This is a genomic window from Nocardiopsis camelliae (assembly GCF_028993595.1).
GTDB classification, from domain to species: domain Bacteria; phylum Actinomycetota; class Actinomycetes; order Streptosporangiales; family Streptosporangiaceae; genus Nocardiopsis; species Nocardiopsis dassonvillei.
Genome location: NZ_CP118614.1, coordinates 5596959 through 5608946 on the forward strand (window position 1 = coordinate 5596959; position 11988 = coordinate 5608946).

Consider the following 11988-nt stretch of genomic DNA (forward strand, 5'->3'; position numbering starts at 1 on the left):
AACGGGGGCCGTGTGGAACGGGGCCCGTGTGGAACGGGGGCCGTGTAGGGCCAGTGAGACCGTGTACAACGGGTGAGCTTGTGTACTGCCGGTGAGTTCCGGCACAGGGGGAACCCCGCGGGGGCACCCGTTCGTCTAGGTTGGAGAGGGAGGCGAGAGGAACGATCATGTTGCGCCGCTTGGTAACACCCACAGTGCTGACCGCCGGACTCGCGGCGGCGATGGTGAGCGCCGCGGTGGTGCCCGCCTCGGCCGATACCCAGACCCAACCGCCCGAGTCCCAGGCGATCGCCGAGGAGCTCGGGAACGACAACGTCTTCATCGACCCGAGCATCGACGCGATCCCCGAGGCCGAGCAGGGAATCCTGGAGTCGACCGCCGCCGAGGCGGACGTCCCCGTCTACTACGTGATCCTGCCCACCGACAGCATCTCCTCCCAGGCCGGGCTCGACGCCCTGATGAACCCCGTCATGGACGAGGTCGGGGACGGGGTCTACGGCGTGTTCGCGGGTAGCCAGACCTTCCAGGTGCTGTCCCCCAACGTCGAGGACACCGAGGCGATCCGTGAGGTCGCCATGCGGGAGGGCGGCGGCAACCAGGTCGACACCCTCGTCGCCGTCCCCGACGCGGCCACCCAGGTCGAGGAGGCCGAGCAGGCCGGGGCCACCTCCGGGTTCGTGCTCCTCGGAGTCCTGTTGGCGGTCGTCGCCGCGGGCGCGTGGTTCGTCCACCGCAGCCGCAAGAGGCGCGAGACCGAGAAGGCCAAACAGCTGGAGGAGATTCGGCAGATGGCCACCGAGGACGTCGTGCGCCTCGGTGAGGACGTCGCCCGGCTGGAGATCGACGTCTCCAAGGTCGACGACGCCACCCGCAACGACTACTCCCAGGCCATGGACGCCTACGACCAGGCCAAGGCGCAGCTGGACAACATCCGCGAGCCCGAGCAGGTCCGGCTGGTCACCAGCTCCCTGGAGGACGGCCGCTACTACATGACCGCCACCCGGGCCCGCCTCAACGGCGAACCGGTGCCCGAGCGGCGCGGCCCCTGCTTCTTCAACCCGCAGCACGGCCCGTCCGTGGAGGACGTGACCTGGGCCCCGCCCGGCGGCGCGCCCCGCGAGGTCACCGCCTGCGCCGACTGCGCGCGTGCGGTGCGCACCGGCGGCCAGCCCGACGTCCGCCTGGTCGAGGTGGACGGCGAGCGCCGCCCGTACTACGACGCCGGCCCGGCCTACTCGCCCTACGCGAGCGGCTACTTCGGGATGAACATGATGATGGGCATGTTCACCGGCATGATGATGGGCTCCATGATGGGGTCGATGATGGGCATGGGTATGGGCATGGGCGCCGGTGATGTCGGCGCCGGAGAGGACTTCGGGGGAGGCGACTTCGGAGGCGGGGACTTCGGGGGCGGCGACTTCGGCGGCTTCGACTTCTGACCCACACCCAGCAGACAGGACGATGACGGGCCCAGGGCCCCGGGCGGACCGCTCGGGGCCCTTCTCGTGTCTCCACGTTTTCCACAGGTGGTGGTTGGGGGTGGTCGTGGGTGGTGTGGTGATGGTTTCCTGGAAATAGGGGGGATCCCACCCAGGGGGCGTTTTGGTGTGCCCTGAAACGCTCTTCGTTCAATAACGGTAATGGATCAAGGGGCAGGGAGGGGCCGTCCACAGGTCCCCTCCCTACGCTATTCCTGCTGGGGATTGCTGGCGGCAACGAAAGCGCGCCAGCTGCCGCGAAAGGGTACGGGCAGCGGAGAACGGCGGGCGCCGGGTGGGGGCGTAGGCGACCGACGAAAAGCGGCACCAAAGGCGGGAGCGGCTACAGGCGGGCGACCAACGCCCGGGGTGTGCGGGTGGTCGGGCTCTGCTGCGTCGACACCAACGGCAATCAGGCCCTCTAACCTCGGACAACGATCCTGGCCGCTGTGGTCGGGGAGCGGCGTCGCCGAGGTCAAGGTGGCATTTTGGGCGCACCTTTTCGGACACCTTTTAACCCGCCCCCATTGCAGCCGACGAAACAAAGTGGCCTCCACAAAGAAAGTCGGCAATTGATGCCGCGAATATTGGAGAAAAGGCGACCGGTGGCCTATAATAAGAAGTATGGAGATGATGATCGCAGCGCCTGAGGTGGCCCCCGGGGGATGTTCCCCGGCCGTGGCCGCGCTGGCCGGTGCGCGCGAGATCATCGACCAGGCCTTGAACGCCGACGTGCCGCCCGGAGCGGACGAAGCCGCCGCTGAGGAGGTCGCGGCGCTGTGGGCCCAACTGGACCAGATCCGGTACCAGGCGTTGGCACAGATGGCGCGTTTGTACGCGCGGGGTGAGGTGGCCCGCTACAGCGGCTACAGCACGTTGGACAAGTGGTTGGTACACCACGGCAAACTGCCCACCTCTCAGGCCAAGGACTTGGCGCGGCTGGCCCAGCACGTGCACGAGGAGACCTTGCCCGCCACGGTGGAAGCGGTGGAGACGGGCACGGTGGGGTTGGGTGAGGCGGTGGTGATCGCCAAGGTCACCGACAAAGCCGTCCAGACCCGCGACGAGACCCACTTTCCCGATCAGGCGCAGTACCGGCAGGGGTTCGAAGCGGCTCTGGTGGCTGCCAAGCAGGAGCGGCCCGCGTTGTCGGTCAACCAACTCCAGTCAGTGGCCCGCCAGGTCGCGCACCGTTTGGACCCCCACCGCCTGGACCGCGACCACGAGGCCGCTCACGCCTCGCGTGGGCTGGTCGTGCATGACACGTTCCAGGGCAGCTACCAACTCCAGACCTGGGGCGGCAGTGGGGATGCGTTGATCGTGCGCGCGGCCATCGACACCTTCACCACCCCACCCGGAGAGGGCGACACCCGGACCCGGTCCCAGCGTGAGCACGACGCGCTCATCGCCGCGTTGCGTTTCGCCACCACCCACACCGGGTGCGACAACGCTCCCGCTGCGTTGGCGCAGATCCGCATCGTCGTGCCGGTGCAGACCTATCTGGACACCCAAGGCCAGGAAAGGCCCGCTCTGGACCAGCGCGGACGGGTGATTCCGGCCGGGCTGGTGCACGAACTCGCCGCCGACTCTGAGGTGGTGCGGATGCTCACCGCCCCGCCCACCGGACAGGTCCTGGATGTGGGACACAGCCGCCGCCTGGCCTCAGCCAGGCAGCGCACCGCCGCCTTCCACGGGCACACCACCTGCGCCCACCCGCAAGGGTGCGAAGTTCCGGTAGCCCTCTGCCAAGCCGATCATGTCACCTCTTTCTCGCGGGGCGGGCGCACGGTGGTGGCGAACCTGCAACCGTTGTGCGGGCCGCATAACCGGGCCAAGTACCAACGCGAACTCCGCACACACCAGCGGAGGGAACAGGATCATCCGCCCGACAGAATTCCTGTTCCACCGCCCCGGGAGTGACCCCCGGCCGGGCCGGGCCCCGGCATGCCCGCGCCCGACAAGAGTCCCGGGCCCTGCCGCCAGCCGTCGTCGCTGCCACCGTCGCCCACCTTCGCCACGGGGGCCGGTAGCGCTGCCCAAGACCGGAGTGCCCGCTCGCCTTTGGTGCCGACGCAGCAAAGCCCCACCAACCACTAACACCAAGCGTTGGTCGCAGCCTGCGCCACTTCGCGGCAGCAGGTGACGCTGCCTCGGCCACCACCCGCAACCAAGGCGTTGGACGGCGCCCCCAACCGCCCGCCGCCTTTGGTGCCGACGCAGCAAAGCCCCACCACCCACCAACATCAAGCGTTGGTCGCCCTCCCGCACCACTACGCGGCAGCAGGCGCCGCTACCCCGGCCACCACCCGCAACCAAGGCGTTGAACGGAGCCCCCAGACACCCGCCGCCTTTGGTGCCGACGCAGCAAAGCCCCACCACCCACCAACATCAAGCGTTGGTCGCCCTCCCGCACCACTACGCGGCAGCAGGCGCCGCTACCCCGGCCACCACCCGCAACCAAGGCGTTGAACGGAGCCCCCAGACACCCGCCGCCTTTGGTGCCGACGCAGCAAAGCCCCACCACCCACCAACATCAAGCGTTGGTCGCCCTCCCGCACCACTACGCGGCAGCAGGCGCCGCTACCCCGGCCACCACCCGCAACCAAGGCGTTGAACGGAGCCCCCAGACACCCGCCGCTTTCGCTGCCCACGCAGCAGAGCTCAGCCACCCGGATTCAGCCAGCGCTGGTCGCAGCCCGCGCCACTTCGCAGCAGCAGGCGCCGCCGCCCCGACCACCATCAGCAGGCGGGGCGTTGGACGGAGCCCCCACCCGCGACCAGCCCGGGGCCTCCCCCGACCACATCAGGTCAGGAGGCGGCGGCCCGCACGTGCCGTTCCTCGATCCACCGGCACACGGCCTCGGCGGTCTCCCGGGGCTCGGCGCTGGTGGTGTCCAACAGGTCGACCGGGGGCTCCAGGCGCGCGGCCTCGGACTCCACCCAGGCCGCGTACTCCAGGGCCTCGGCGATCCGCTCCTCGTCCCACTCGCGCCAGGCGGGGCGGGCCCGCAGGCGCCCGGCCAGGACGTCGGGCTCGCAGGTCAGCGCAAGATAGTGGACATCGGTGAACAGGGCGCGCTCGGGCAGGTGCTCCAGCTCCGGCGGCACCACCGTGCCGCACAGCACGACGGGGCGTCCGCTCTGCTGGACCATGGCGGCGGTGCGCAGCCAGGTGGAGCGGAACAGGCGGTGGTGGTCGGCGGGGTCGCGGAGTCCGCCGACCCACAGGAGATCCTGTTCCAGGACGACGAAGCGGTCGCGGAGCCGCTCCAGCAGCGCCCCGGCGATGGTGGACTTGCCGGTGCCGCTCGGCCCCGACACGCAGTACAGGGGCAGGCGCAGGAACGGGCGAGTGCGCTGGCAGAAGGCGCAGCGCAGCACGGAGACCCCCGCGGCGGTGTCGGGGGTCTCGTCCCATTCCCCGCAGTGGGTACAGATCAGCGGGTGCACGGGTTACTCGTTCAGGTTGTCGGGACTGCTCGGCTCAGTCGAAGAGGCCTTCGAGGAAGCTCTTCTTACGGCGTCCGCCGTAGCCGCGCGGGGAGTCGGGGTAGCCGCCGTGACCGCCCCGGTAGCCCTTCGGCGAGTCCGGGTAGCCGCCGTGACCACCTCGGAAGCCCTTCGGGGAGTCGGGGTGACCGCCCCGGAAGCCCTTCGGCGAGTCCGGGTAGCCGCCGCGGTGCTGCTGCGGGTAGCCGTGGGGCGGAGCCTGGTGGGGGTCGGGCGGCGGCGCGACACCGTAGTGGCGCTGCTCGGCGTTGACGACGCGCTCCAGCTCACCCCGGTCGAGGAAGATGCCCTGGCATCCGTCACACCGGTCGATGTGGACGCCCTGGCGGTCGAACGTGCGCATGGTGCTTTGACACTTGGGACAGATCACGAAACGACATTACTCGATTCTTGTCAGGAGCGGGTAAAAAGGGGCGTCCTACTCCGGGGACGCCAGCATGAGCGAGCGGGCGGCCTCGGTCACGCTGCCCGACAGCGACGGGTACACCGAGAAGGTGTGCGCGATGTCGTCCACGGTCAGGCGCTGCTGGACGGCGATGGACACACCCAGGATGAGCTCGCTGGCGCGCGGGCCGACGATGACCCCGCCCAGCACGATGCCGGTGTGCTGGCGGCAGATCAGCTTGACGAAGCCGTCCTTGACCTCGTTCATCTTGGCGCGCGGGTTGGTGTTGAGCGGCAGGGTGACCGACCGGCCGTCGATCCGGCCGCTGCGCACGTCGTCCTCGCTGGCGCCCACGGCGGCCAGTTCGGGGTGGGTGAACACGGTGGAGGCCACGGTGGAGAGCTTGAGCGGGGACACGGCCTCGCCGAGCGCGTGCCACATGGCGATGCGGCCCTGCATGGCGGCCACGGAGGCCAGCATGTTCACGCCCGTGCAGTCGCCCGCGGCGTACACGCCGGGGACGGTGGTGCGCGAGACCCGGTCGACCTCGACGAAGCCGCCGTCGCCCAGGCGGACACCGGCCTCCTCCAGGCCCAGGTCCTGGGTGTTGGGGATCATGCCGACCGTCATCAGGCAGTGGCTGCCCTCCACCGTGCGGCCGTCGGAGAGGGTGACGAGCACGCCGTCGTCGGTGCGCACCACCGACTCCGCGCGGGTCTTGTTGAGGACGGTCATGCCGCGGCGCATGAAGACCTGCTCCAGCACCTCGGCGGCGTCGGCGTCCTGGGTGGGCATGACGCGGTCGCGCGAGGAGACCAGGGTGACCTCGGAGCCGAGGGACTGGTAGGCGCTGGCGAACTCGGCGCCGGTGACGCCGGAGCCGACCACGATCAGCCTCTCCGGCAGCTCCTCCATGTCGTAGAGGTGGCGCCAGGTGAGGATGCGCTCGCCGTCGGGCTTGGCGGAGGGCAGTTCGCGGGGGTGGGCGCCCGTGGCGATGAGGACGACGTCGGCGCGCAGGCGCTGGTCGCCCACGGCCACGATGTGCGGGTCGACCAGGCGGGCCTCGCCGCTGATCACCTCCACGCCCTCCTTGACCAAGCGGGCGCGGGTGTCGTCGGACTGCGCCCTGGCCAGGAGTTTGATGCGGGAGTTGATCCGGTCGGTGTCCACCCGGACCGCGTCCTCGTCCTGGGCGTCGCGGATGAGGATGCCGAGGCTGTCGGACTCGCGTACGTACGTGGTGCGGGTGGACGTGGCGATCAGGCTCTTGGAGGGCACGCAGTCGGTGAGGACGCAGGCGCCGCCGATGCCGTCGCGTTCCACCACCGTCACGTCCGCGCCGAGCTGTGCGGCGACCAGTGCCGCCTCGTAGCCCCCGGGTCCGCCACCGATGATCACGACCTTCGTCACGCTAGCCTCACTCCCTCTGCGGCCTGGCCGCCACGCGCGTCCCCGGTCCGGGTGATATGCGGGCATGGCGCGGCACCACCTGTTTTCGTCGCTTGCTCCCATTGTCGGCCATGCCGACCGGGGGAAATAGCAGGCACCCCGGGCCAACCGGTCTACGATGGCCCCGTGTCCATCTACGCGGCGTACGGAACCAGTCTCCACCCCGGGCAGATGGCCCGGCGGGCCCCGCACTCGCCCCTGATCACCACTGGCTGGTTGGAGGGTTGGCGGCTGACCTTCGGCGAGTGCCTGCCCGAGCCCGGGGGCGCGCTGGCGACCCTGGTCGAGGACGCCGGTCGGCGGGTCTTCGTGGCGCTGTACGACCTCATGGAATGGGACGAACCCCACTTGGACTTCTGGCAGGGCGCCCTGGAGGCGCCTCGCGGGGGTCACCGCCGCCCGCGGGGCGTGTCCGAGGACGAGTACGGGGAACTGCGGCGCAGGCGGGCGCTGTGGTCGGTCGCGGGCGACGGGCGGGCCTACCGCAAGGTCACGGTGCGCGCCCGGACGGCGGACCACGGTGTGGTGACGGCCTGGGCCTACGTGCTCGACGGCTACGAGGGCGGGATGCCCTCGGCGATCCAGCTGGGCGAGCTGGCGGTGGCCGCCGAGAAGGCCGGGGCGCCCGACTGGTACGTCTCCGAGCTGCTCGCCCGGGAGTGCCTGCCCACCGAGCTGTGACCAGCGCGTTCCCCTTCGGGCAGGGCGCGGGAACACACGTGCGCACGCTCCCGGACGGCACGGTCACCCGGGGGTAGCATCCGTCGTGTGACGGAACCAGAGCAGCAGCCGAGGACGGCCGGCGAGGCCGGGGAACTGGCGGCCGACGCGGCGCGCGAACTCCTGTCCCGTACCGGTGCCGACAGCTTCGACGCGCTGGTGGTGCTCGGCTCGGGCTGGGCGGGCGCGGTGGACACGCTGGGCTCGTACGACATCGAACTGGACGCCACCGACCTTCCCGGCTTCCACGAGCCCGCCGCCGAGGGGCACTCCGGCAAGGTCCGCAGCATGTGGGTGGGCGACAAGCGCGTCATCGTGTTCATGGGGCGTGTGCACCTCTACGAGGGCCGCGGCCCGCTGGAGGTGGCCCACGCGGTCCGCACGGGCGTGGCCGCGGGTGCGGCGACCGCCGTGCTGACGGGCGCCGCCGGGTCGCTGCGCACCGACTTCGCCACGGGGCAGCCCGTGGTGGTGCGCGACCACATCAACCTGACCGCCCGGTCGCCGCTGGTGGGGCCCTCGTTCGTGGACCTGTCGTCGGCCTACAGCCCCCGGCTGCGGCGGGCCGTCCAGGAGGCGGACGCCTCGGTCCCCGAGGGCGTGTACGTGTGCACGACGGGGCCGCAGACGCAGACCCCGGCGGAGCTGAAGGTGCTGCGCCAGGCGGGCGCGGACCTGGTGGGCCACTCGATCGCCCTGGAGGCGGTCGCGGCGGTGGAGGCGGGCGCCGAGGTGCTGGGGCTGGCGGTGGTCAGCAACGACGCCGTGGGGACGGTGTTCGAGCCCTTCGAGGCCGAGCGCGCCCTGGAGGTGGTCACGCAGCGGGCCCGCAGGCTGGGCGAGCTGCTCAACAGGGTGATCGGCCAGGCCTAGGGATCCGGCCTCGACGGCTGTGGGGGTGGGGATGGGGGTGGGGCGCCTCCGACCGGGCCCGTCCGGTACCGGCGTGGCGAGCGTACACCCCGAGGCCTGGGGTGGACGGTACCGACCGGGTTCCGGTCGGAGGCAGTGCTTGCCCCGGTGCCCGCGCCGCGCGGAATCCCCGCAGATCCCGTTGGACTCGCGACCTGGGCACCTTGTACTTCCGTTATTCAGTTGAACCGCGCGCGTCACCCTCGGGCAAGGTCCGGGCGGACGGCCATCCGCGCGAAGTCGTCCGCCCGGAACACTCTCCCTTAGGCATGCCTTACCTAACCAGAACTCGGAGGGCGCGTCAACCCCCGACATGGCGGACCCGGCCGCCACACGGGGGTGGGGCCGGGTCGGATCCGGGAGGGTCGGCGCTCAGGCCAGCAGGAACACCGCCGCGAGCAGGGCCGCGGTCGCGCCGATGACCACGATCACCTCCAGGGGGACCATGGTCTGGGGCTCGTCCTGCGCGCCCAGCGCGGCGGGGCCCGCCTCGTCCACGTCCCTGACCGGCCCGCTGAGCGGGCGCGCCTTGTGGCGCTCGGCGTCCTGGCGCAGCTGCCGGGCGGCCAGGTCCACCGGACGCGTGGAGGCGGGGTCCCCGTCGTCGTCCGGATCGAGGAACCCCCCCTCCCGGCGCATGTTGTCGCGGACCCGCTGGCGCTTGGTCTCGCGCAGCGGCCACGAGCGCACCACGCCCCCGGGAGTGTGCACCCGCAGGACGTCGGTGACGTCCACCCAGAGCACCGCCGCCCACGGCACGAAGGTCTCGCGCAGCGGGTTGACCACCCTCAGGCCGCGCTCGGTGGAGACCACGCGCGGGCGCAGCCAGACCAGGTACACCGCGGAGACGGTCGTGATCAGCAGGGCCCCCGCGATCCAGGCCTGGCGGCCCTCGCCGCGCAGGAGCACGTCCACCAGCAGCAGGGCCGCGATCACGATCCACACGATCGCCGCCACCCTCGTGAAGGTGGAGTAGTGGGTGGTGGGGTTGGGACCGTCCATCAGGAGGTCGTCCACTTCAGCTGCGCGAAGCCGGGCTTGATGACCCCGTTGATCAGCGCCAGGCGCTCGTCGAAGGGCAGGAAGGCCGACTTCATCGCGTTGACCGTGAACCACTGGATGTCGTCCCAGCCGTACCCGAAGGCCTCGGAGAGCCGGGCGAACTCCTCCGACAGGCTGGTGCCGCTCTGGAGGCGGTTGTCGGTGTTGACGGTGACGCGGAAGCGCAGGTCGCGCAGGAGCCGGATGGGGTGGTCTGCGATGGACTCCGCGGCTCCGGTCTGCACGTTGGAGCTGGGGCACATCTCCAGCGGCACCCGCTTGTCGCGCACGTACTGGGCCAGGCGGCCCAGCCGCGGGGCGCCGCCGTCGGTGTCGATGTCGTCGATGATGCGCACGCCGTGGCCCAGGCGGTCGCACCCGCACCACTGAAGTGCCTCCCAGATGGAGGGCAGGCCGAACGCCTCGCCCGCGTGGATGGTGAAGTGGAAGTTCTCCCGGCGCAGGTACTCGAACGCGTCCAGGTGCCGGGTGGGCGGGTTGCCGGCCTCGGCGCCCGCGATGTCGAACCCGGACACGCCCGCGTCGCGGTAGCGGACCGCCAGCTCGGCGATCTCCGAGGAGCGCGCGGCGTGGCGCATGGCGGTGACGAGCTGGCCGGTGCGGATGCTGCGCCCCTGGTCGGCGGCGCGCTTCTGGCCGAGTTCGAGGCCCTCCTGGACGGCCTCGACGACCTCCTCCAGGGTGAGCCCGGCCTCCAGGTGCTGCTCGGGGGCGTAGCGCTGCTCGGCGTAGACGACGCCGTCGGCGGCCAGGTCCTCCGCAGCCTCGGCGGCGACCCGCACCAGGGCGTCACGGGTCTGCATGACCGCCGTGGTGTGCGCGAACGTCTCCAGGTAGAGCTCCAGCGAGCCGGAGTCGGAGGCCTCGCGGAACCACCGCCCCAGCTCCTGCGCGTCGTAGGTGGGCAGACCGGTGTAGCCGGTCTCCCGGGCCAGTTCCACGACGGTGGCCGGGCGCAGCCCGCCGTCGAGGTGGTCGTGCAGCAGTACCTTCGGCGCCCGCCGGATCTGGTCGACTGTGAGTGGCTGGTTCATGGATTCAGGATGCCACCAGCCGGGGAGCCGCTCCGACAGGCGGACGCGGGTCGCCGCGCCGGACGGCCGGGGCGGCGGGCGGGAGCGGTACGGCGGGTCGGCGGGCGGGGAGCCGGGCGGTGCTATGCGCTCTGGCGCGCTGGGGTCCGCCGCGGTGCGCGCGGCGGCTGGGGGCTCCCCACCCGCGGGCCGCCTCAGGCCATGGCCTCCTCGGTGCCCACGCGGGTGTCGCGGCGCGAGCTGTCCCACAGCGCGGTCAGCGCGGTGGTCACCATGAAGCGGGTGCCCGTGCCGATGGCGCGCTCGTCCACGTCGAAGGTGCCCCGGTGCAGGTCCAGCATGGGCCCGTCCCAGTCCGGGGAGTGGGTGCCCAGGCGGGCAAGCGCGCCGGGGACGTGCTCCAGGTACCAGGCGAAGTCCTCGCCGCCCAGGCTCTGCGGGGTGGAGGCCGCCGCCTCGGGGCCCAGGGCGGCGGCGACGGCCTCGCGCATGAGGGCCACGCTGGTCGCCTCGTTGATGGTGGGCGGCACGCCCCGCCGGTAGGTCACCTCGGCCTCGGCGCCGTAGGCCGAGGCCACCGACTCCACCAGCCCCTTGATGATGTCGGGGGCCGCGTGCCAGGCCTCGTCGTCCAGGCAGCGCACGGTGCCCTCGGCGACGGCGTCGTCGGGGATGACGTTGGGCGCGGAACCGGCGCTGATCCTGCCCCACACCAGGCTGAACCCGGCCCGGGGGTCGATCCGCCGCGACAGCGCGGCGGGCAGCTCGGTGACGACCTTGCCCAGGGCGTAGACGAGGTCGGAGGTCAGGTGCGGGCGCGCGGTGTGCCCGCCCGGGCCCGACAGCCGCACCATGAGCTGGTCGCAGGCGGCGGTGATGCCGCCGGTGCGCAGCCCGACCCGGCCCGTCATCAGGCGGGGGTCGCAGTGCAGGGCGAAGATGCGGTCCACGCCCTCCATGGCACCGGCGTTGACCACCTCCACCGCGCCGCCGGGGAGCTCCTCGGCGGGCTGGAAGATGAGGCGGACCCGGCCGGGCAGCGCGCCCGCCCGCTCCAGCTGCGCCAGGAAGACCCCGGCCGCCAGCACGACCGTGGTGTGCACGTCGTGCCCGCAGGCGTGGGCGACCCCCGGCACGGTGGAGCGGTAGGGGACGTCCTTCTCGTCCGTCAGGGGCAGGGCGTCGATGTCGGCCCGCAGGGCCACCAGGGGACCGGTGCCGGATCCGACGTCGCAGACCAGACCGGTGCCCTGGGGCAGTTCCCGCGGTTCGAGGCCCACCTCGCGCAGGCGTTCGGCGATCCGCCCCGTGGTGCGGTGTTCGGCGAAGGCGAGTTCGGGGTGCATGTGCAGGTCCCGGCGGAAGCCGCTCAGCTCCCGCCCGTGCCGCGCCAGGAAAGCGGTCAACTGTTCCGGCAGGTCATGTCCCTGCATGC

Annotated in this window: 10 protein-coding genes; 4 read left to right on the forward strand and 6 right to left on the reverse strand. The window is 71.6% G+C overall.

The features are described 5' to 3' along the window. Positions 1–194 precede the first annotated feature (194 nt). Together PV789_RS24405 and PV789_RS24410 are read left to right on the forward strand one after the other, a co-directional pair. The gene (locus tag PV789_RS24405) at positions 195–1439 is read left to right on the forward strand and encodes a chemotaxis protein CheA (RefSeq protein ID WP_274978242.1); all 1245 of its coding nucleotides are present in this window, start codon (positions 195–197) and stop codon (positions 1437–1439) included. 672 nt (positions 1440–2111) lie between these two features. Further along, positions 2112–3398 (forward strand): HNH endonuclease signature motif containing protein, encoded by a 1287-nt coding sequence (locus PV789_RS24410; protein ID WP_274978243.1) that lies wholly within the window; start codon positions 2112–2114, stop codon positions 3396–3398. An 888-nt stretch (positions 3399–4286) separates the two neighbouring features. Here the strand turns inward: PV789_RS24410 and PV789_RS24415 are convergent. The 3 genes from PV789_RS24415 to PV789_RS24425 are packed head-to-tail and all read right to left on the reverse strand — an operon-like array spanning position 4287 to position 6786. After that, positions 4287–4928 (reverse strand): P-loop nucleotide/nucleoside kinase family protein, encoded by a 642-nt coding sequence (locus PV789_RS24415; protein ID WP_274974718.1) that lies wholly within the window; start codon positions 4926–4928, stop codon positions 4287–4289. 34 nt (positions 4929–4962) lie between these two features. Then, a complete protein-coding gene (locus tag PV789_RS24420) occupies positions 4963–5358 on the reverse strand; it encodes a TFIIB-type zinc ribbon-containing protein (protein WP_302475368.1) in 396 nt (131 codons plus the stop codon). A 48-nt stretch (positions 5359–5406) separates the two neighbouring features. Then, entirely contained in the window at positions 5407–6786 is a 1380-nt protein-coding gene (locus PV789_RS24425) for an NAD(P)H-quinone dehydrogenase (RefSeq protein WP_274974720.1), read from the reverse strand. 165 nt (positions 6787–6951) lie between these two features. Between PV789_RS24425 and PV789_RS24430 the strand changes: the two genes are divergently transcribed. Then, positions 6952–7506, forward strand: a complete 555-nt coding sequence (locus tag PV789_RS24430) for a gamma-glutamylcyclotransferase family protein (RefSeq protein ID WP_274974721.1) — start codon at positions 6952–6954, stop codon at positions 7504–7506. An 87-nt stretch (positions 7507–7593) separates the two neighbouring features. Continuing rightward, on the forward strand, positions 7594–8418 hold the full coding sequence (locus PV789_RS24435; protein WP_274974722.1) for a purine-nucleoside phosphorylase: 825 nt from the start codon (positions 7594–7596) through the stop codon (positions 8416–8418). 411 nt (positions 8419–8829) lie between these two features. Here the strand turns inward: PV789_RS24435 and PV789_RS24440 are convergent, their stop codons facing one another. The 3 genes from PV789_RS24440 to PV789_RS24450 all read right to left on the reverse strand — a co-directional run bounded on the left by PV789_RS24440 (position 8830) and on the right by PV789_RS24450 (position 11986). Further along, positions 8830–9459, reverse strand: coding sequence for a PH domain-containing protein (locus tag PV789_RS24440; protein WP_274974723.1), 630 nt, complete (start codon positions 9457–9459; stop codon positions 8830–8832). After that, positions 9459–10553: an adenosine deaminase gene (locus PV789_RS24445; RefSeq protein WP_212642816.1), complete on the reverse strand. Its 1095-nt coding sequence runs from the start codon at positions 10551–10553 to the stop codon at positions 9459–9461. Before PV789_RS24445 ends, PV789_RS24440 begins: the two co-directional genes overlap by 1 nt. A 194-nt stretch (positions 10554–10747) precedes the next feature. After that, the gene (locus PV789_RS24450) at positions 10748–11986 is read right to left on the reverse strand and encodes a M20 family metallopeptidase (RefSeq protein WP_274974724.1); all 1239 of its coding nucleotides are present in this window, start codon (positions 11984–11986) and stop codon (positions 10748–10750) included. Between the last annotated feature and the right edge of the window lie 2 nt (positions 11987–11988).

Coding starts and splice junctions, on each gene's coding strand:
- PV789_RS24410 (WP_274978243.1), top strand. CDS start 2,112: ATGATCGCAGCGCCTGAGGTGGCCCCCGGGGGATGTTCCCCGGCCGTG.
- PV789_RS24440 (WP_274974723.1), bottom strand. CDS start 9,459: ATGGACGGTCCCAACCCCACCACCCACTACTCCACCTTCACGAGGGTG.
- PV789_RS24445 (WP_212642816.1), bottom strand. CDS start 10,553: ATGAACCAGCCACTCACAGTCGACCAGATCCGGCGGGCGCCGAAGGTA.
- PV789_RS24450 (WP_274974724.1), bottom strand. CDS start 11,986: ATGCAGGGACATGACCTGCCGGAACAGTTGACCGCTTTCCTGGCGCGG.